Below are 21,633 nucleotides of genomic sequence, written 5' to 3'. Positions count from 1 at the left end.
ATTTAGCTACTGTAGTGCTAACTCTTTACTGCTAGCTATGTGCTGCTAACTACCATTTTTCTGCTTTTTTCTTGGTTTCATCAGTTTCTTTAGCAAGGTGCCTGCTGGCATTTCGCCAATTGGTTTTCTCTTCAATAATTTCGTGTAAATTAGTGGTAAATAAGTTTACATTGGTAAAATCAGCCTCGGTTAATATCGCATGGCTAAAATCAGCATAGGTAAAGTCTGCCCCGGTAAATACACCGCCGGTACAATCGGTTTTCACCATCAGCGTTTGCTCGGCATAAACATTGGTAAAATTAACCTTAGTTAATATCGCCTCTTGCAGTAACGCTTGGAGCATTTTTGCATTTTCAAAATTCGCTTGGTGTAAGGTCGCTTTAATAAAATTCGCTTGTTTGGCAAGCGCATGAGAAAAATTTGCTTGGCTTAAATCTGCCGACATAAAGCCCGCTTGGCTAATGTCCATATGGCTAAAGTTGGCCCCCACTAAAATACTTTCTTGAAACTGGGGTTTGATCATTTTTAGTTTGGTAAAGTCGTAATCGGTAAAATCGGCTTTCATAAAAAAGGGCAGTTCAAGTTTTGCGTCGGTAAATACAATGCCTTTTACTTTGCATTCAATAAAATTGGCACGAAACACATCAGCTTTTGAAAAATCACAAGCGGTTAAATCGCCATTAATAAATGAACTCTGGTTTAACTTAGCGCCGATAAATTTTGCCGTGTTAAGCTTGGGGTTGATAAAACTGGTGTTCTCTAAATTGGCATTGGATAAGTCGGCCTGAGCAAAATTAGCATCAATAAAATTGGCCAGTCGTAAATCACAGCCCTTTATACTAATACCTTCGCCATTAGGTTCAATAAAGTTGGCAAGAATTAAATTGGCATTATCTAATTTAGCATTGGTAAAGGTACAATTAATAAAGTTACATTCTTTAAGCTTTGCCCCAGTTAAGTTGGCATTGGTAAAATTTACCGCTTGAAAAGTACCACCGCCTAAATCAGCCTGTTGATAATCACCGTTTGATAAATCTTGCTCATTAATTAATGGTTCGCCGCCTTTTACCGCTTGTTCTAATTCATGTTTTAACATTTATGGCCGCCAATCTTTTAAAATGGTTTGGTCAAGATTCGCGTCTTTATAGCTATTATCGCCTAAGGTACAATCGAGAAAGTTAACGCAATATAAGTTGGCGCCATCAAATTTAGCGCCCACTAAATAAGCTTTATATAAGGAGCCTTCCATTAAATTAAGTTGGCGCATATCGGCATTTTTACACTGCGATTTATGAAATTGCGTGCGGTACGCCTTTGCCCCAACAAACTTACTATTGGCTAGCTCTGCGCCACTGAAGTCTGCCTCGGCTAATTGTGCGTTAGAGAAGTCACACTCGTTTAACTGGTTTTCACGTAAACAAGACTGGCTTAAGTTGGCGCCAGTAAAGTTACTGTTATTTAACTGACAACCGCCAACAAAACGGCTGTTGATCATTTGTGCTTGGCTAAAGTTACTGTCGTTAGCTTGTGCTTCAACAAAATTTGCGCCGTCTAAGGTTGCTTGGCTAAAGTTTGCTTGCACTAGAATGGGTTTCACCATGTTCACTTGGCTTAAATCACTGCCGATAAACGAGCAGTGGTTAAATACAGGGTTAATAAAATTACATTGTTTGAGCACAGCGCCATCAAAAACGGTTTGTTCAAACGTGGTGTCTAAAAAGTTAAGCTCGGCCATGTCGCAGCGCATCAGCTTGGTACGGGTTAAATTTGAACCGCCGAGTTGCCCTTTGGTTAAATTTGCCTCGCTCAAGTCTGCATCGGTTAAATTGGCAGCGCCAATATTGGCGCCAGCGCAATTTGCTTGAGTTAAATTGGCATTGGTTAAATTGGCTCCGGCTAAAATAGCGCCGGTTAAATTCGCCTTGGTTAAATCACAATCAGTAAAGTTCACCCCTTCAAGATAACAGCCGGTTAAATCAATACCCGCTAAGTTTTCTCCGCTTAAATCAATACAAGCATAATCACCGTTAACTAAAGACTCACCTTGATTGAGTTTTTGTAGAAACTCGGTTTTTAAAGCGACTTCTTGCTCTGGGTGTGGTGAGCGACTCGTTGGCATTAAATGTGCGCCCATGGCATAGGTTTCTTTTAAACGTACTTCAGCGTCTAACAGTTTCGCTTCAATATTCTCAATATCAAGAGCAATGTTAGGCAATTGTTCTTCAGGTACGCCTTGCTCGCGTAATACTTCAATTTGCTTAGTTGCGTTTGCTACTTGTTTTTTTATCTCGAGCAATTGCCCAGATATATCAGTACGTGGCCACATCGGGGGTAGATCTATCTCGATAACGGCTTTTTCCATTTTCGCAATCGCATCGATAAATAAATGCGCATCGGGCATGGTTTTTAATTTAATAGCTTCGGCTTTAACTTGTGCTTTCGCCTCTGCTTTTTTCTGTTCGGCCATCTCTTCTGTATAGGCTTTTATTTCGTCCATGACAGATAAATCGATATTAAAAATATCAATATTTTCTGGGTCGGTCACCATGCCTGGGGCCATTTTTTCCATTAGCGCTTCTATTTTTAACTGCTCTGGTGCTTTTTCAGGGTTATTTATTTTATCAATATAAGGGGTTGGGTCGACCCCTGCGGCCTTACACTGCTCAATAATTTGCTGTTTAGCATCGTCAACTTGTAACATAGCTTCGGCTGTTTTAGCCTTAGCAAATTCGTCCATATTGGCTTTACCGAGCATTTCAAGGGGAAAGTCATATTCGTCTTGAATTTGTTTAAAGCCGCAACTCATGCCCTCTGCGATTAATGGTGAGCTAAACAAGGCATATTTATAGCCGTGCTCAGGGTCTAACCTTTTGGTCAGTTGGTCTTGATAATGTGCTAAAGAGCGGGGCGTATCACTACGATTTTCACAGGCCAGTAATAGCGCGCTAATATCACAACCATCATCACTATAACCTTCGATAGTACCGCGATAGATCATTACCCCCACGGCCGCATTAGGGAATAACCATAGTGTGTCTAACTTGGTTTTTATCTCGGTAAACTCAGTTTGATAATCGCCAGTCAGTTGTTGCTGTTCGTCTTTTACCGGTACACTTTGGTTAACAAAAGCGCGACCATAAATGGCGGGCAAGGTGCCAGATAGGGTTTGATGCTGAGCATGCATATGACTAATGTAAAAATGCTCATCACCTTGAAAGAAACCCTTCAGCCATTGGTCCTGGGCAGCATCGTTAAAATATAACCAGTCAATGTCGTTGGCGAGACCGGGCATTTGGTTATCCAAGTAAGCTTGGTCGTAGGTGCCAGCAAGCGACAAGCGTTGTTGCCACATAATGTCGATGCGGCCAAAACTCGCGGGCGCTGCTTGTTTAGAGCTTGAAGTCAGTAAGTTATTTTTATATTCAATATTCGGTAAAAATTGCCGTTCGCCCAATTCCGTTTCAACTGTTTTAAAGCCTTTACCTTCGGGGTTAAAGGCATAGCCTTCGCCACCATAGGCGTTTGAATAGTTGATGGTCAAGCTACTGAAGGGCTCAGCCGAGCTAATGCCAATGCCCGCCCCCAATAATTTATACCAGCGACGGTCGCCAAACACCGCCAACTCTTTGTCGACTTGTGCCTGCCATTGCCCGTGCTGGTCTTGGCGTGAAATTTTTAAATGCACCGAGCCCGCGGCAACGGATTTATTATGTGGGGCAATAAAATCACCAGCGACTAATACTTCACCGCAGGTTTTAGGCATAGCAGCATCAAAAATATCGTCGCCGATTTGCTCGCCGACCATTTCCCAGAGTTTTTGCTCGAGTAAAATTTCGCCGTCTACCATTGAGAAGGCAATAGGGATAGAGACAGCAAATACATCTTTTTCCAAATAAGTAAAAGACTTATGCAGCACAGCGAGTTGTAGGGGTTTAATAATTTGCATCTATAGTAACTTTAATCCTGCGGGGCTTATTAACATGGGATAGTTATCAATACTTACAACCCCACTGGCAATACAATTTAATGCACTATTAATAGTATTAACCCTGGTGCATATTGCATTTATTTTAGCTTCAATGGCTGCTGCTTTAGCTTTCACTTCCGCGGCCCCGAATTCTGCTTTGGGTCCTATCTCCAATACAGCCTTCGCACTGATATTCACATCAGTCATAGCCCCAAGAAATACATTATTAGCAATAGCTAAAGACATATCACTTTTAGCCCCTAAAAACAGATCACTAGCAGCAGCTAAACTCATCGAAGAAGTAGCACCCATCATCATTTCATCTTTAAGGCCATAATAGCGATCGTTGGTATAGTTACTACCGCCGATCTTTCCAAAGACACTTGTGGCATTACCATGAATTTCTTCATAACTATCACCATAGTGATAGTCATAAGTCTTTCCATAGGTTTGTGATTCAGCCTTGCCCACTACAGATATTTCAATTGTCTTATCGCACTTTGTGTAATCATATGAATTGGCGTAGGTTTTTTCTACTGCTTCGGTACCTTCCCGCTCAATTTCAACGTCCTTGCCTGTTATCTTTTGCCACTGCGGCCCAGCTTCATCGGCCGCATCCTCATCGGCTATTCTATTAACTTCTGTACTTTGATCGCCATGATTTTCTACATAGCTATTTCCCAAGTTGTAATTCCAATAACCACCAAAATCAAAAATATTACCTTCTTGAATATTAAAAGTATTATGTTTAGCTACACTAGTTTGACTTTTATTATCAAGTAAATCATTAGCTTCTATCTCAGTTAAGTTACGATCAAACTTTTTATACTTACCATCAGGACCTATAGTGAAACTTTGGTAACCAGTCATCTTACGTGTAAGTAAGTCTGGTAAACTTAACACCAGCCTTGCAGCATCAACCTCAGTTTGCTCATGCGACAAATATTCACCTAATTGACTATTTACAGTTTGATTGTATTTTATGTGAGTTGCCTCAGTTTTATCGTAACTATCCTCAGCGCCATTGGAGGTTTCTCCATCGCGTAAAGTACTGTCGTCTTGACACAAAGTTACGTCTCTATCGGCGCCAAAAGAGAAACATTTATCGCCAGGCGAATTAAAGCGATATTCATTACCCTGTTCAAAAATATATTTATCACCTATTGTTCGATCTATAAGGTAATAGCCTGATAATTCAATCTCTCTTGTCATCAGCTTATCACCTGGTAAAGTCATAAGTTTATTATCTATAGTCAGGGTATTGAATGTATCCTGTCTGGCCGCTTTCCCGTCACCATGTTCGCTTTTTATTGGAAATTGAAAATAGCTCTGTTCATCAATAAGATCCTTGTTATCTACCAATTTTCCCGATTTGTGAGAAGAATCGGCATCTTTAAGTGCTGCTTTGTCTGACGACGCTATCTGCCCTCTGGCAATAAGAGTAATTTGCTTACCTCCGACGATTTCTTTTCGCTCTATGCCGTTAGACATGACCACAAAACCATCTCCTGGGTGATTTGCTGCCCCTAAGTGCATATAGGCTTTATTGTCACCGGTTTGGAATTTAATGCGGTTTTTGCCGTTTTTATCTTCTATTTCAATTTTGTTGCCAGAGGCAGTTTGGATCATGCTATTGGTTTGATTATCGCTGTTACTAATACTGGGCTGGGCGGCATTAGGAATAGAGCCGGCGATCACTGGGCGGTCAGGATCGCCGCCAATAAAGGTTAATAATACTTCGCCGCCTTTGCGCATCGGAAAGCTCATGCCGGCATTTGCACCAGCAAATGGCTGGCTCATGCGTAGCCAATGTGAAGACTTGCCGCCATCGCGGTTAACCCGGTCAAACGGCATAGTGACACGGTAACGGCCTTCTTCGTCAAGCTCGGCATATTCGCCATCGCCTTCAGCGTCGATAAAGGCATTGAGGGTGCCGTGAATTTCGGGGCGAGGGGTTAGCTGCGGTGAACGAAACTGGACGCTGCTCGCAATAGCAGAGAACTGATTAACATAAACACTTTGTTGCTGCGAGTTGTCATCGCTAAAATCTAATGCGCTAGGGTCACTGCCCTCATGACTAATGGTAAGCAGTAAGTATTCTTGGTTACACGTTTGGCGAAAATGCTCTTGTAGGGTGAAGTTAAAACCGCTAAGTAAGCGAATAACTGAGCTCTCGCCGTGGTAGGTTTTTTTACCTGCGCCTATTTCCTCTGCCCGTATGGTGGCTAACTGTTGCCCTTCTTCTGTGGTTTCAATATTTTGCCCCCACACATACACTTCGCTATTTTTGTTAGCATTAGGGTCGATTATCGCTTCGCCTTTAATATCGACGGTAGGAGAGTCGTCGTTGTAGTCTTTCACTAAGACTTTATAAGGCACACGTTTTTGTTGGCTAATAAAGCTATGCACGTTATTGCCAAGGTTATTTATTTCCATTGAACTGACGGGGCTATACAGCACATTGGGGGTAGCAATAGCGTCTTGGTCTAGAAGATGGTCACAAAAAATTATTTTTTCGCCAATTTCACCTTCACTAAAGTAGTAATAAATACCGTCACGCTCAAGTAGACGGGAGATAAAATCTAGATGGGTTTCACCGTATTGGCATTTATAAGGCCATTTACGGTATTCGCCTTGTAAGCCAGAAATGTCGTAGTCGACACTGGTAAAGCCCGCTTCTTTGAGCACCATTTCAATAATTTCGGGCACGGTTTTATCCAGGTATATTTCGTTGGTATGGTACAACGACAATTCCCATAACTTGGGTACTAATTTGGCACGATAAATGGTGTGATTATTGACTTGTTTAATGGCATCGAACTGGGAAATAAGCCCTTGAATAACACGGCTGTCGTCGCCGAGCTTAATGGTAAAAGTGGCTTGGGTATCTAATATATCGTCGATGTTAAGGTCGGCATTGTCAGATTTTAATTCTATAAGAAATTCATAGGGTATAGAAATCCCTTCGTTACCGGTAAAGTTGATCACTTTAATCTTGTCGTCGGCGGTTAACGCCGCGTGCTCAAAGGTAAATGCTATAAATTGGGTCATATTTCATCTCTGGCTAACGTAGCCTGTTACCGGTTAATAAAGTGTTACTGTAAGTTTAAGGTGCTTACAAGCAAGTTACTTGGCTGTTCTACCTGTTGCTTGGCTGGTTGGTTTAATAACCAAGTGTCGTAACCAAGTTGACACCACTGACTTTGCCCTAACGACACCCCTTGTGCTGCATCGGAAAGTAAGGATATTTTAATATCCACTTCCAAAGGCGTCACTAGGTAGGTTTTTATTAAACTTTCGATAATACCCCATTGGGTTTTGTCATTCACTATATGGTCAAAATCGTGCTGTGATAACGGCCCTAAATGCACGGTTATTTTGGCATTACGATCGTTAAGCTGGTCACCCAACAAGGCACTACTGCCTAACTCACAGCCGTTTACTCCCAGACAGGTTAAATATTTTTCAGGAATGCTGACAACTCGTTCGACGCATTCTTCTACACTGATTTTTATGCCATTTAAAAAGCCTGAAAGTAAGGTAGTTAACCCTTGAGCCGAACGCTGTTTACTGCTTAATAAACCTATGTAGGTGAGTAGTTGGTTTGGATCCGGTAACGCTTTTTTAAGTGCTTCGTCACGACTCCCCGTTAGGGTATGTAAAAGTTGTGAAAACATGCTTTGCTGCTGCTCAACCACGGCATTTAAGGCATTATATTTTTGTTGTGCTTGTGCATAAAGCTGGTAAAGCCGCTGATGTATTATGTCTAAAAAACGACGCGCGGTCGTTTGGTCTTCTTGCTCAAGCGCGATGAGTTCATCGGTATAAAAATTAGGCAAGGGTGAAGACACCCCGTACAAACCTAAAAAGTTGGTGGTTACTTCATAGATCCCCTGTTCCGATTTGTTAACACTCACAATTTCTGCGCGCGAAAGTTCCATAGAGAGCGCTGGGCGAACCCGTATTTTTTTACTTGGGTCTTCGCCTTGTGCTATGACTATGCAATAAAGGTGCGTGATCAGTTTACTAAATGAAAACGCCGATGCATCTGACAGTATCGCTTGCTCTATTGCAGCGGTCGGTTGCCGATTTTGGCTGGCCATTGTTGGCATTCTCCGCTAAAAAAATCTTCAAAAGTTAGTTCGCTATACACATTAATTGCGGCTGTTCCGGCAAAAAATCGATCTAACACGCTACCAAAAAGGTATTTGTCGCCTATACATTCAAAATTTTCTGATTTAAGGGTGACGGTAATATTTTGGCCATGGACAAAGGCTTTATCTAACAGGCTTTCACCTGCTTTTACTGCGACATTGCTAATGGCGGCTATTTTCTTTTCATTGACTAAGCGTCCGCTTTTATCACGGTTGTCTGGTGCTATATATTGGCGCAATACTGCTTGTAGGGTTGTATGGTCGGTTATGGATAAATAATTCAACGATAGGTGTGAAATTAATTGCCATAACATGTCACCGTCAAACGGAATGTTTCTCGCTTTTGTTGGAGCAATGACATTTTTAAACGTGGCCAGTTCGGGTGTATTCGAAGTGGCAATGCAAATATCACCGGGTAGTAGTTTTTCACTTGCTTGGCTATTACTACAAACCAACTTGGCTTTTAGTATTTCGTTTTTATTAACTGGGTTGTTTGGTGGAAAAGCGAGCTTTAAATAAACATCGGGCGAATTTTTCTTACTACTTTGTTGGTAGTGTAATTCGTAGACAGCGTCGGTATTATTGGGGGAATAAAAACCACCAAACAATTGATAATTACGCGGTGCGTCCATACCACGGGCATTACTTTCGACCTGCTCAACCGAATATATTTGCTGCTGCGTTTCGTCGTTTGGTAGTAACTGGTACTCTTCGTTGTCTGGGTTAATCAGTACTGCTTGAGCGTCTTGTTCAAATAGATTAACGGCAGGCGTTGCATGTAAGACGAAGTGATCGCGGTTTAATTTAGGCAACGCATAATTTGGTTTTTTACAATCAAAATAGAGTTCAAATGAGCTACCCACACCACGACTTAACCATTGTTTGAGGTTGAGTTCGACAAATAAAAATTTCTGCGGAAAAAGAAAATATTGTTGTAGCAAATCAAACGCGGGCATCATACCTTTGGGTTGTGGGTACAAACTTTGCGAGGGTTCAAACCCCGTTGCCACTAGGTTACTTGGTGCAAGGTAGCTTTCACCATTGGCTTTTATTCGAATGCCGGTGAGTTGATTCAGTAACAGTGAATACATGTCGCTTGCATCGCTATATTCTCCGCCTAAGTAGAACCTGACTTTGTCAAAGTCGAGTTGGTCAAGCGTTTGATTAATGAGATCAAAAGACAACTTTATGGTGACACCACTCGTGCCTTTTTGATCAGCACTACTGACGTTTGTTAATTTAATCGGCAGTAAGGTGATGCTTTCTGTGGTTCTAAAGCGAGCAATACCTTGCTCAGTTTCTTTTGAGTCAATATAAGTGTTGGCACTAATTTCAAGGGGTTTGGCGACACTTGGTTTGGGTTCAAACGCCATAATCGTTGCACTTGCCATGGGACGAATATATTGCGGGCAAACAATTTGCGCTAAGCTCAATAAAAGCTTGGGAAATTGGCTGTCTAATTCTTGGCGAATATTGGCCGTTAAAAAAGCAACACCTTGTAATATTCGGCTGGTGTCTGGATCAGTATTGAGACTCATCACGGCTTTATTTAACGACGGATTGTCTTGCGCAAAATCTTCTGCAATTTCTTTGAGCAATCGAATTTCTTGTTTGTAATAATCAGTTAACACAATATAACCTAACCTATCAAATCAAAAGTAAAGCTGCCATCGGCAAGCAATAAACCACTAATAGTTATCATCCGCTTTTTTTCATCTGAGATGATATTAGCAAAAATAGATATCCCCATTGACAAATTGTCGGCTGAACTATTGCCAACTTCGACTTTAGTGTCATATATGCGCGGTTCGTAATTTTTTATTTGTTCTAAAATTATTTTTGCTACTTTTTCAGCTGGCATTGCCTGAGCACTACCTGGCCCACTGGAAAAATTTGGAACGCCAAAATTTGGATCTATTGGCACACTGCCACGAGTAGTGTTGAGCAAGTTTGTTATATACTTACGAATAGAATTCAGCGTTAAATCTTGCGACTGCTGTTGTCTGCGCTGATCGTCGGATAAGTCATACGCACTTAATTTGCCGAGTAGCCTTAACGATTCCATCAGATTATTGCGCTCCTTTGGCGGTAATTTCATATTCTACTTCGCTTTCATTACCCCAGCTCCACAGAATGTGCTCATAACTAAAGACAACATCTTCCATGATCCTGAATTCGTTTTCATTATTTTCAAAAAAATGCGGCGACCAACTATTAATCTTGGTAAGAAGGGCATTTTTTAGTGTTACTTTATACGCTAACTCTCTGATACCGGTATTACTATGCTGGTACCATGAAAATATAACTTCAGATAACACTTCCCTTGTACAAAGTGCCTGCGCAAGTTTAGGTGAGCTTCGATCTTTTAGTTTGTTAATTTTAATGCCACCGTGAATAGTTTGTCCTGCACTGACTTGTTGCAAGGATCCGCTAGGCACCTCGACTTGGTGGTCAAATTTCAATATTTCAATTTCATCCATATTGATTTCATGGGTAGAAGAACCTTCAATCGCGCCTTGTACTGTACCAGTGATGGTTAGAAATCCGAGCATTGCCATAATACTTCCTTATCGCTTTAAGTCATTTGCAGACAATGATAATGATAAAACGAAATCGTTCCCCATGTACTTCATGTGGGGGGTAACAGTTAAGTTTAATTGGTGGTGTCCATCTTGTTTAGCTTTATCGAGTATCACTTCTGCTTTCTTGAGTGGTTTTCTGCTGCGCACTCCAGGTGCCGGGGTTTCAACATCTGATATGTATTGCTTTAACCAACGGTTAAGTTCAATTTGTACTTCACTAATACTGACTAACGAACCAATGCTTTCGCGTTGAACCACTTTTAAATAATGAGCAATACGCGCTATAACAAATAAATAGCTTAACTGCGCCTCCACTTGTGCATTTAAAACTTGTTCAGATGTTCTCGTATTAGGGATTGATAAACTTCCCCAACGCACTGAATTACCACTATTGAAGAATATATTGTTAGTGCGCTTATTCACTGACAATGACAATAAACCTAAAGAAGTTAATTGTTGAATTTTTTGTTCTGTTAAGACACATTCAACGGCGTAATCTGGGAAAGCATTCATACCATTTTGCTGACTCGCTAACTGTATGTTACCGCCATCAACACCACAAATATCACTACATATACCATGTTTAGCAAAGCTTGTGATTAAGCATTGAGCGTACGCAAACGAAGCATTTCCCAATAAAACGTTTTTGGTATTAATACGGGTATTCTCTTCATAAGGCATAGGCCCTAAAATACCTGAGCCATATTTATAACCTGCGCGAAGTCTTATTCTTGGTAGTGCTAACCCCACATAAGACGAGTTAATTTCTTGTTGAAAATTCCGCCATTTAATGTACTTTGCTGATGAAGACAGCTCAACAATATCATTAATATTAGTTAATTGGGTAAAATCACTACTACCAAAAAAGCGTGGTGACAAACCACCAATAAAAGGCACATGAGCCGATATTGAAATTCGCGCTATGGTTCTTAAAAAAGTCAGATCTTGAATGCCGGCGCCAAACTCATAATCCGCAATCATCGCAGTATAAGGTTGACCACCAAATTGTGCATACTCTTGAAAGTAAACTATATCAAAAAGAAGACTTTCTTTGATGTCGCGGTTTGCGATGAAGTTTTCTTCTAATTGTTCATGACTAATATCTAAAATATCAATTAAAACATTGTCAACCTTATGTGCCACAGTGACTAATTGATGTAAATTACGCCATATACCTTCTATTTTTTGAAATTGTTCGTGATGTAAAATCACATCAAGTATGTTGTACATATGTTCATTTATATCGTAAAGAACAAAGGTCAACTCGACTTCATTGATGTTATCAATATCTATTTCACATTGTTTTAGTAATGTTTTTTCTTGAGCTGTTAGTGTTTCTGATAATACGGCTTGTGCCTCGACCTGTAATTTAAGATCAGCCATTAATTGTAAATGCGCCATTAAATAAGGCACACTTTCAATAAGTTGTTCAGGTTCAAAGCTCTTTAGCGATTGAAAGACAATATCAACATCAATGTAGTTGATTTGGCCATTATCGTCTGCTAGCGCAATATCTAAACTGATATTAACTTTATGACTTTTGATGACTTTATCAAAATTATTGAGATCAATAGCCGTTGGTTTCAGTGACTCTATCTCGCGGTCACTGTCAGCATTGCTAAAGTCGCCTAGTATCAACAGTTTAAATGGCAGTTCAATCTCTTTGTTTTCTTCAAGAGATTGATAACTGAATTTAAATTGATCCCACAATAAGTTATTTTCGAAATCTATCATTGGACTATTGATGCTGATAACGAACTTTGATTATCTGGCCAACAACCTGCAATTTCCCTTGGTATAGCAATTTGTTTACTTTTAAGTGCTTGCAATAGAGAGTTTTGGCCATCAATACGGTATTTAATATCCATAAAGCTGATACCCGCCTCTCTCAATCGATCACTTTCTCTTGGAAAATCATCTGGGGTAAAACGTTTTTGTCCTGTTTTAAAGTCAGCTAAGAAGTTAGGAAAGCCAAGTTCGCCATCATAAGCATGCTCTAATCTAAAACGACCAATATTGATCACTAAATTGACTTTACTGCATGACTCTGTCCATTCGAATAACTCGCTATTAGCAAAGTTTTTATTCACTAATGCCGTCGAACCTGATGCACATTGCATTTCGATAGACGTTTCTTTAATAACATATTTGCTGTCTAAGTTAGTGCTTGAGGGTAATGTTGCCAAATGTACGGGGTAAACCGCTTGTTTGGCTTGTTTTCCATCTTTAGCTCTTGCTGCAAACTCAAGAAATTCGCTACTAATGGGATAAGGTATTTGCCCCACTTTACTGGCTACATAACCTGCACCAAAACGCTCACTAACAAAAGGGGCTAATTGATTTTCAAGGAATGGCCATAACAACCCTTCTGCACCAAAAGCAAGCCCTGGTAATTTATATTCAGCTACACCCTCAAGATTTGTTAAGAATTCATTAGTCCAAGTATCTTGTAACTTACATGATGATTCAGACATCATGTAATCTTGCATAAAATGAATTCCCCCCGAATACAACTTCCAAAAAGATTCATTTTCGTTATTTTCTTTCCCGATAATCGCTTGTAATTTTTTCAAGCTGGTATAAGCCATTGATAAATTACTTTCGCCTTCCGCCGGATTGTCAGGATTCATATACAAGCCAGAAATAGCGTCATACGATACAGAGCGAACTTCAGCGCTATAGACAAAATTAGTTAATGCTAAGCGGTAGTCACCTAATAATTTCCCTGCTTCCTCGAGTCGCATTTGTCGTTCATCAACCGTTGGGCCACCACCTTTGTTCATTTTCTTTTTAGCTTTTAAACCTTTTTTGCCAGATTTAGCCAAGGCTTTACCTAAGGGGCCAGCTTTACCGACTAATTTTAAAGCCATCTTATTAATCATTTTGCTATTACCGTCTGTTTTTTCTTCAGGTGCATAAGCAAGCATTTCTTGATAAAAGAACAACAACCCACCCCAAGCTGGTAACTGCGGATCATCTTTATATGGCGCTATTTGATCACTAACTAACTGCATGGCATTAAAAAACAAATTACGCCCCGTCGCTAGATTATTTACAATCGTTAACCATTCACTACGGTTATTCAGCTTTTGTGAACCATTATCAAAGGTTTCAGCAAAGTGCTCCCAGTTATCAAAGTATATTTTTTTATATTGTTCTTCAAAGCCAGGTAATATCTTCGCAAGAAAATCATCATAACGCTGAGTTGCTTTAATTTGCGTGATGAAATCATCAATAACTTCTTTTCCTTTAACGGTATAAGCACCGGCAATAATAGTATCTTCGTTGATAGCACCCGTGCCGACAGACCAGTAATCAGAAAGCCTCACTTCACTACTTTTAGCGACTTTATTTGCCCATGGAATAAGCCATTTTGCCAAGTCTTTACTTTTAACAAGAATATCGTTGAGTTGCTCATCTAAAAATAATACTTCTTGACGGAGCATAGCTTTATCGGTTGACCACGCTAATGACTGCAAATAAAGCGTATTAAGTTGGTCAACAACTGAGGAGTCTTGAATACCAAAAAAATCAGCATCACTATAGCTATAAGGTGCTGGCATGGTCGCTAATGTGTCATTAGATTCACCATCCATATAAGCATCTATAATGTTAATACGGCGAACGAGCGTACTGATATAGGCAACAATTTTTTCTTCTGAAACATCCGTATCTCGGGTGAAAATGTTGGCAAGTTCTTTAACAAATACTTGATCTGTTTTTTCTACTAGCCTAGCTTGAACGCGTTCCGCAAACATACCTTCTAGCTTGCCAATAAATTCTGGTGTACCTGACAAACCAAACCAAGGTACCCAAGCATTTGACTGCAATGAATTGACCATACTTCGGTATTTATACATTGCTGAAATGTTACTGGGTAATTCGGCAGATTCTTCAAAATTTCCTGCGTTTTCATTTATGACTTTATCTAATGTTGATACATCTGAGTTATAAATATAGTAAAGTGAAAATATTACCGCTGCGAAAGTTGCATTCCACGCAAATGTTTTACCTAGTCGTTTAGTTCTAGCAACTTTCTCAGAGCTAATTAAAGAACTGATCATATCGCGTTCATTTGGAATAATTTCAGTGAAAATTTTGTTAGAAAAAATACCCTTTTCTTTGCCTACAAGTTCATGCTTGGTATTCGCACCGTCTCCTACAAAATATATACCACGGAAAAATGGTGTTTTTTGATATGGGTTTGTTTGAAATAAACTTTCAGAAAAAGTCGCTATATGACGCTCGATTTTCTCCAGTTTTGTGGGTAGTAATAATAAACTTGCGCTAACGCTATCTTCCCGAATTGCTGACAGTAATAATTGCTTTAATCGTTCAGAAATGTTGCTAACAGCTTCATGAATAAAGTTAAGAACCGGTAAGTCATCGTTATTGATTTCACCTATTGGGCTGGTGAGTAATTCTCGGTTTAAGCTACTTACCCATTCTTCAACACCGGCTAATTTATCGGTCTGTGTGACTATTACGTACACTGGCACTTGAACATGCAATTGCTGCATTAATTGCTCAATGCTTTTGCGTGCTTCTATCCCTAATTCTATAAGTTTTTGACTATTATCTGCCAATAAATCATCCATAGATAAGGTAACGATTACGCCATTTACGGGCTCTTTAGGACGATGCTTCTTTAATAGACCTAATAATTCTAACCATTCCCCATTTCTATTGGCGGCACTGTCTGTTGCTAAAAACTCACCTGGCGTATCAAGAATGATCGCTTGGTTGTATAAACACCAATTAAGGCCACAGTCGGTATTTATTAATGATTTTTTATCAATGGTTGGTGATAATAAATTCGCATTTTTCAGTAGCTCTGTTTTACCACTGCCATTTTTCCCTATCATTAAATACCAAGGTAAAACATACATTGGATCACCGTGTACTTTTAAATAACTCTTTTTAAGTAATTTAGTCATACTGACAAAGTTATTCGTCAACGGTGTTTTTGCAAAGGAAAAATTGAAATTGCTGCTAGATTTTTCAGATTCTTCGACAGAAATTAATCCTTCCACTTTCTTTTTAGCGCGATAATTAATAACAATTTTACGAATAAGCAGAAAAGCAATCCATCCTACAAATATACTACCCAAGATGATTAAGCTAACGTTAAGCTCTAAGCCAGCTAATAGCCCCCCCCCGATGATAGCCACGGAAATTAAGAGCCAAATAAATACAATTAATAGAAATTTAAGAAATTTTTTCACGGCGATTACTTATATTTGTTTGTTGAATATACATTTCAGCTTAAACTGAAATAACCAAGAAGTTTGCTAAATCCATTAGCTCCTTCTTAAAATAGAAGAAACTTATTACCAATACTAAAATTGGGCCACCATAGAGTAAGCTAGAAAAATCTTTACCTAAGTGGACTTTACCTTCTGTTTTTTTACGTGCAAATGCGTTTGGAAAGAGTACATTATCCGATAACGCTTCTGCATCTACTAATAGCTGATAGTTATCTAGCTTTATGGTAGATAAGGCTGACTGAGATCCTTCTCCGTAAAACTTACCCGCAAAACCGAGCGATAAACTATAAAAATAAACCTCTCTAATATCTCGTTCTGCGGGGTTAAAAGGGTTTAGTCGATCTAGCTTGGAAAAAAAATCTACACCCGCATTTGAAGTGTCAAAATACCTTTTTTGTAACAGTTTTTTAGACCACTCTTTTCTCTTATCCCAGCATGAACTTACCAATTTTTCATCAATAAAAGCGACTGCAGCAAAAAGCGCTAGTTGATATTGCTTTTCAGAATAGCCTCCATCTGTTGCTGTACCTTTTAATGAATCAAGCAAACTAATGATATGGCTTTGTACAGAATTAAGCTCGTTGTGCGTGCCATTTTCAGCTTGAGTAATAACATCTAACGTATACCCAAAACTTGTTGTAAAACAATCTATTAATCTCATCTTATCAGCCTCTGACTAATACCATTTCAACCATAAGGTCTTCTGGTGCATCATCCCAATGAAGAGCGAATTTACCTTGTTCTTGTACCATTTTCCATTTGTCACTATCGCGATCAATGGTGAAATAAGTCACTTTCGCTCGATGTTCTAAACCTGTGGGCTGTTCAGAAAAATGTTCAAAAGTCAGACCAGGAATAGCACGATCTACATAGGTATTTACTTGACTATCAGCACCTAGTTTTGCAAAGCTATTAAAATCAGTATTAAATTCATTATAAGGTGTGTTGGTTTCTAACACTAAATACATACTATTTTGCTTGGTAAAAAACTCTCCTGGTAAATTAACACTGAACCTACCTACATCTTCTTTCTCAAAACGAACCAATAATTCGGGGCTTACGGTTAATTCATCTAATAAAGTAATGATTAACTCTTTCGCGCTACTAAAGCAGTCTGCAAGTGCTTTATGTTGATATTTTGGCAGCTTAAGATTAGTATCAGCCGATTCACCTAACAGGTTAACTTTGGTTGAAAAGGTACTTAACTCTCCAATCAGGCTGCGTAAAATTCCATATATATCAACAGGATGCGCACAGCTATTTTCTAAGTGGTGATTAATGCTCGGTGCATAGCTAGCTAATACTTTTAAAGCAGACCGGTATCTTTCAGCGACAGGATTAAACTCTGCAGCACGCGATGTTGATATGCTTTTATATTTTTCTAATTGTTTTGAACGACCCACCAGTTCATCACGAATATTTTTAAGCGTACTCATTAATACTGTTGATGCTTTGATTGCGGTACAAGGTGTTATGTAATTTGGACAAAACTTTATTTCTTCATCTTTTTGCTCAAGCGTAGCGATATGTATCAGAATATCATTATTGGTAGCCTCTGCTTCATCCCCCAATAAAAGGTTTATCGCGTACTTCATTGTTCTTAAATGTGTCGATAATTCACCTTGATGAAAGTCTTTATATTCTTCTCCCTCGACTTCCGCTATATAACGCGTATTAATAATAGGGGCGCTATCAAAATGAGGCACAACAGTTACATTGCCTTTACTATGACTCACTTTACTTAAGCCTATATAGACCTTTAATGGGGTATTTCTATCGATCCATTTCGCATCAAAATTTCTGGGCTGTAAATGTGCGTTAGCAGGATACTCAACTAAAGTACCATCTTCAAAAAGCACTTCCATTTCTTGAATATCTATTTGCCCCCTAGTTAATGCTGTTTCATCTAATTGGAGGTGAGAAAAACCCCAAGGATAATTAGAAATCTGACGCATATACTGAGCGGTGACTTGAGCTGAATGTAAAGACTCATATTGAAAATGCTGCGGCTGCAAAAACAGGCCTTGGTGCCATAGTAGTGGTTTTTGAAAGTTCACTAGTATCCCTTTAACTCTAATAGGTTAGTTTTTATTTTATTTCAAGACTTTATTTTGTTGCTATTGGGCCAACATTTGAAGCCTTGCTATTTTTGTTACACCTAAATTAACCCAAGCTTTAATTCTTGAAGCTTCACTTAGTTCTTTACTGCCAAATGGAATGAAATCATTTAACGTCATGTTTAATGCTTCATATCTATTAGCGACAGAAGGTATTTCAAAAATGCGAACACTACCTTCAGGCTTCATTTGATAATACCCTGTAACAATGGCGATAAATCGCGTTTCTTTAAAGCGATCTATCACTAATGTATCGGCTGAATTGGGTGAAATTGTTAACTCATGGGTTGAAATAATGCTTGTATCTATTTCTTCAAGAGAGAGCAGATCTCGAATTCCCGCAGGCGTTTCTGCTATACCTTTAAATGCCTTTAAATTTGATAATTGATAAACTTTTAAAAAAAGGCTGTGCGGTTTGCCCATATGCATATTTAGTTGCTGTGGTGCTGAAAATCTGAAAACTATGGCTTCGGGATCAAAATCCCATGTTGCGTATTCATTTTCAACTTCATCTGATTCTCGATAAATCCAGCGATTTGATTTGTCTTGCCATATCCAATCATTATTGGAAAGCTGAGCATTATCAACACTAATAGGCGGCTGTTCTTCGATTGTTGCATTCCATTCAGCTGTTACATTCCAGTCACCTGGCAAACTTTCGCAACCTAATACACCCAGCGCTAATGCAATCAATAAACCTAATGAGAACTTATTCATATGTTATTATTTTTCCAGTGTAAATTTTTAGCTTCTCAATAAAAGTACGCCCACTAAAAAAATTTAGTGGGCGACATATCATTAGTCGTCGAATGCAACTAAATCTATGTTTTCACCATTTGATGATGAATCTACACACTCAGTACCACAAATATCATGCTTCCAAGCTATAGCATTAAAGCTAAATTGTATTTTTTCTGTTGCCATAAAGTTATCATTTGCTGGATCCATAGCATTAGGTGAAACAGTTTCAATACTAATTAACTTCGCTTCTGCTAATTTCAGTTCGTAGTAACGCACTTGTTCACCAGCACTTGTTTCATCTGGAGAGCGATAAAACTCTACATGTACAACAAGGTCTGTAGGTTGCGATAATAATTGAGAAAGTATTGGGCTACTTTTATCAATAAGCTTAGTTATTTCAAAGTATTCATGTCGTCTCACACCCGTGACTTGACCATTACGGCGGTCAATTGGTAAAATACTTTTTTGTTCAAATGCTTGTACAAATATTTTATCTAGATGCTCTTCTTTATAATATGAACCAATACTTTCTTTAGAAGAAGCGCCTTCTGTAAGGTTATTACCTTCTGCATCTTCAATTGTTACGTATATTTCATTAGCCATTTTTAACTTCCTTAATAATTAATTCACTATTTTCTTAACTAAACCCTACAGGGCTTAATGCATTAAGAACGATCCAACATACCACTTAAAGATAAAGTAAAGTTAGCACCCATAAATTTAAAGTGTGGTGTTACGTTCATTGAAACTGTGTACCAACCTGCCTCACCTTTCACTTCCGAAACTGTTAACTCAGCTCTACGAAGTGGTCGTGAACTGCGTGTTGCCGGAGATGGATTCTCTTGGTCAGCAACATAGCGACGTAGCCACTTGTTTAATTCAGTTTCAAGATCTGCTCGAGTTTTCCAACTACCTAAGTTTTCACGCTGTAAAACTTTAATATAATGAGCTAAACGACATACAATAAATAAGTAAGGTAATTGTGTGCCTAAACGAAAGTTCATTTCAGCTATTTTACCTTCCTCATCATTACCAAACTTAAGTGCTTCTTGGATAGAGTTTGATGAGAAAAATACCGCATGATCGCCACCTTTACGCAGAGATAACGGAATAAAGCCTAATTCAGCTAATTCATATTCTTTACGATCTGAAATAACAACTTCTACTGGACCACGTATTTCGTCAGTTCCGTCAACATCAACCACGTGAATAGGTAGATCTTCAACTGCACCACCAGATTGAGGACCAATAACATTTGGACACCATCTAAATTGGGCAAAACTATCAACTAAGCGGCTAGCGTAGGCGTAGGCTGCGTTACCCCACAAGTAATCCTGTTTATTGTTAATTGTTTCTTGATAATCAAAAGATCTAACGATGATGTCTTCACCGTAAGTTGGACGAAGCATGAAATTAGGTAAAGTTAATCCTAAATATCTAGAATCATCACATTCACGAAGCTTACGCCATTTAGTATATTGCGCACCCTCAAAAATAGATTCCAACTCTTTTAACGTTGGTAAATCTTCATAGTCGTCAATGCCAAAAAACTCATTACTTGCAGAAGAAATAAAGGGTGCATGCGTCATGGCCGAAATCGCACTCAAATTTTTCATGAGTTCGATATCTGGTCCTTTGTGACCGAATTGATAATCACCAATAATGACACCAAAAGGTTCACCACCAAATTGCCCATATTCATCAGTATAAATACTGTTATATAAGCCTGTTTGTGTTACTTCAGGTGCATCTTCAAAATCTTCAATTAAATCGTCTTTAGTTGCATTTAAAATTTCCACTTTAATATTTTGTGAAAAGTCAGTGCGATTAATTAAAAAGCTTAAACTGGTCCATGGGGTTTCAACCATTTTAAACTGTTCATTATGGAGAATTTCATCCATTTGGTCGCTTATGCGTTGGTCTAATTCTTCTAGTAAAGAGTCAACGAATGATTTATCGACACGAACAGTGGCCTGATCTCGGTGAAGTACTTCTTTTAATAAAACTTCAACACCCTGCTTAACAACAGGATAGCTTTCGTCATTTTGTGAAATTTTGGTAAAACCGAGAATCTGGTCAACTAATGTGCCTTCAATAACAGATTCTTTTGTGGTTGTCGTCATAACTAATCCTTAAAACTGCTAAAAAAATGGCTATTTTTCTGGGTTGATTTCTTGAATCAAACGTTCACGAATTGATTCATCAGAAATCATTGACTGTATACTCTTACGCATTTTAGGTATATTACCTATAGGCCCTTTTAATGCTTTCAATGCCGCTCTTAATTCCATTACTTTTTTAAGCTCTGGAATTTGAGCAACAAGATTATCAGGCGAGAAATCCTTTAAACATTTTGGAGTTAAATGAATATCAATTTCTTCATCAGAATTTTCAGTTAAACGATTAGGTACACTAAATGTGACATCCAAATCCATAGAAGACATGACTTCATCAAAGTTCTTTTTATTTACATTGAGAAGATCTCTTTCTTCGATAGTTCTATCATCAGGTCGATTCATAAAATCTCCCATCACAAGAACTTTCATTGGTAATTCAATCTGTACAGAAGCATCACCGACAGCTGGTTTATAGGATATATTAACCCTTTCTTTCGGAGCTACAGAGCCCCCTTTATTCTTACTCATAAACTCTCCCTAGCGGTTTAAAACTCTACTATTTGTGTTGTTCTAGCGGTTTTTAAACTCTACTATTTGTGTTGTTAGTACATATATACTATTATTTATTAGTGTATATGTACTATTGCTTATTAGTGTATATATACTATTAGTGTATATACACTAATAG

General features: G+C 38.7%; 15 protein-coding genes. All 15 read right to left on the bottom strand.

Annotated features, from left to right (window positions below):
• Positions 1-49 precede the first annotated feature (49 nt).
• Positions 50-1,096, bottom strand: coding sequence for a pentapeptide repeat-containing protein (locus H4J59_RS01855; RefSeq protein ID WP_182236347.1), 1,047 nt, complete (start codon positions 1,094-1,096; stop codon positions 50-52).
• The gene (locus H4J59_RS01850; RefSeq protein ID WP_182236340.1) at positions 1,097-3,946 is read right to left on the bottom strand and encodes a DUF2169 domain-containing protein; all 2,850 of its coding nucleotides are present in this window, start codon (positions 3,944-3,946) and stop codon (positions 1,097-1,099) included.
• Positions 3,947-7,018, bottom strand: a complete 3,072-nt coding sequence (locus H4J59_RS01845) for a type VI secretion system Vgr family protein (protein WP_182236338.1) — start codon at positions 7,016-7,018, stop codon at positions 3,947-3,949.
• A 44-nt stretch (positions 7,019-7,062) separates the two neighbouring features.
• Positions 7,063-8,070, bottom strand: a complete 1,008-nt coding sequence (gene tssG / locus H4J59_RS01840; protein WP_182236330.1) for a type VI secretion system baseplate subunit TssG — start codon at positions 8,068-8,070, stop codon at positions 7,063-7,065.
• On the bottom strand, positions 8,034-9,752 hold the full coding sequence (gene tssF / locus H4J59_RS01835; RefSeq protein WP_182236328.1) for a type VI secretion system baseplate subunit TssF: 1,719 nt from the start codon (positions 9,750-9,752) through the stop codon (positions 8,034-8,036). Before tssF ends, tssG begins: the two co-directional genes overlap by 37 nt.
• A gap of 8 nt (positions 9,753-9,760) precedes the next feature.
• Positions 9,761-10,186, bottom strand: a complete 426-nt coding sequence (gene tssE / locus H4J59_RS01830) for a type VI secretion system baseplate subunit TssE (protein ID WP_182236326.1) — start codon at positions 10,184-10,186, stop codon at positions 9,761-9,763.
• 4 nt (positions 10,187-10,190) lie between these two features.
• Positions 10,191-10,679, bottom strand: coding sequence for a type VI secretion system tube protein TssD (tssD, locus tag H4J59_RS01825; RefSeq protein ID WP_182236324.1), 489 nt, complete (start codon positions 10,677-10,679; stop codon positions 10,191-10,193).
• Between the two features lie 9 nt (positions 10,680-10,688).
• A complete protein-coding gene (tssC, locus tag H4J59_RS01820) occupies positions 10,689-12,437 on the bottom strand; it encodes a type VI secretion system contractile sheath large subunit (RefSeq protein ID WP_182236322.1) in 1,749 nt (582 codons plus the stop codon).
• The gene (locus tag H4J59_RS01815; protein ID WP_182236320.1) at positions 12,434-15,928 is read right to left on the bottom strand and encodes a type VI secretion protein IcmF/TssM N-terminal domain-containing protein; all 3,495 of its coding nucleotides are present in this window, start codon (positions 15,926-15,928) and stop codon (positions 12,434-12,436) included. Before H4J59_RS01815 ends, tssC (H4J59_RS01820) begins: the two co-directional genes overlap by 4 nt.
• 40 nt (positions 15,929-15,968) lie before the next feature.
• Positions 15,969-16,631, bottom strand: a complete 663-nt coding sequence (locus tag H4J59_RS01810) for a DotU family type IV/VI secretion system protein (protein ID WP_182236318.1) — start codon at positions 16,629-16,631, stop codon at positions 15,969-15,971.
• Positions 16,632-16,635: 4 nt separating this feature from the next.
• Positions 16,636-18,027, bottom strand: coding sequence for a type VI secretion system baseplate subunit TssK (gene tssK, locus H4J59_RS01805; RefSeq protein ID WP_182236316.1), 1,392 nt, complete (start codon positions 18,025-18,027; stop codon positions 16,636-16,638).
• Between the two features lie 60 nt (positions 18,028-18,087).
• Positions 18,088-18,804 carry a type VI secretion lipoprotein TssJ gene (locus tag H4J59_RS01800; RefSeq protein WP_182236314.1) on the bottom strand — a complete coding sequence of 239 codons (717 nt, stop codon included), beginning with the start codon at positions 18,802-18,804 and terminating at the stop codon, positions 18,088-18,090.
• Between the two features lie 81 nt (positions 18,805-18,885).
• Positions 18,886-19,431: a type VI secretion system tube protein TssD gene (tssD, locus tag H4J59_RS01795; protein ID WP_182236312.1), complete on the bottom strand. Its 546-nt coding sequence runs from the start codon at positions 19,429-19,431 to the stop codon at positions 18,886-18,888.
• Positions 19,432-19,493: 62 nt separating this feature from the next.
• On the bottom strand, positions 19,494-20,951 hold the full coding sequence (gene tssC / locus H4J59_RS01790; protein WP_182236310.1) for a type VI secretion system contractile sheath large subunit: 1,458 nt from the start codon (positions 20,949-20,951) through the stop codon (positions 19,494-19,496).
• A gap of 30 nt (positions 20,952-20,981) precedes the next feature.
• Positions 20,982-21,473 carry a type VI secretion system contractile sheath small subunit gene (gene tssB, locus H4J59_RS01785; protein ID WP_182236308.1) on the bottom strand — a complete coding sequence of 164 codons (492 nt, stop codon included), beginning with the start codon at positions 21,471-21,473 and terminating at the stop codon, positions 20,982-20,984.
• Positions 21,474-21,633: the final 160 nt, after the last annotated feature.

The organism is Colwellia sp. MB02u-10 (assembly GCF_014077185.1).
Classification (GTDB): domain Bacteria; phylum Pseudomonadota; class Gammaproteobacteria; order Enterobacterales; family Alteromonadaceae; genus Cognaticolwellia.
Note: the sequence above shows the minus strand (reverse complement) of the source record. Positions and strands in the feature narration are given on the sequence as shown.

Coding starts and splice junctions, on each gene's coding strand:
- tssE (WP_182236326.1), bottom strand. CDS start 10,186: ATGGAATCGTTAAGGCTACTCGGCAAATTAAGTGCGTATGACTTATCC.
- H4J59_RS01810 (WP_182236318.1), bottom strand. CDS start 16,631: ATGAGATTAATAGATTGTTTTACAACAAGTTTTGGGTATACGTTAGAT.
- tssD (WP_182236312.1), bottom strand. CDS start 19,431: ATGGCTAATGAAATATACGTAACAATTGAAGATGCAGAAGGTAATAAC.
- tssG (WP_182236330.1), bottom strand. CDS start 8,070: ATGGCCAGCCAAAATCGGCAACCGACCGCTGCAATAGAGCAAGCGATA.
- tssC (WP_182236310.1), bottom strand. CDS start 20,951: ATGACGACAACCACAAAAGAATCTGTTATTGAAGGCACATTAGTTGAC.
- H4J59_RS01855 (WP_182236347.1), bottom strand. CDS start 1,096: ATGTTAAAACATGAATTAGAACAAGCGGTAAAAGGCGGCGAACCATTA.
- tssB (WP_182236308.1), bottom strand. CDS start 21,473: ATGAGTAAGAATAAAGGGGGCTCTGTAGCTCCGAAAGAAAGGGTTAAT.
- H4J59_RS01845 (WP_182236338.1), bottom strand. CDS start 7,018: ATGACCCAATTTATAGCATTTACCTTTGAGCACGCGGCGTTAACCGCC.
- tssD (WP_182236324.1), bottom strand. CDS start 10,679: ATGGCAATGCTCGGATTTCTAACCATCACTGGTACAGTACAAGGCGCG.
- H4J59_RS01800 (WP_182236314.1), bottom strand. CDS start 18,804: ATGAATAAGTTCTCATTAGGTTTATTGATTGCATTAGCGCTGGGTGTA.
- H4J59_RS01850 (WP_182236340.1), bottom strand. CDS start 3,946: ATGCAAATTATTAAACCCCTACAACTCGCTGTGCTGCATAAGTCTTTT.
- tssC (WP_182236322.1), bottom strand. CDS start 12,437: ATGATAGATTTCGAAAATAACTTATTGTGGGATCAATTTAAATTCAGT.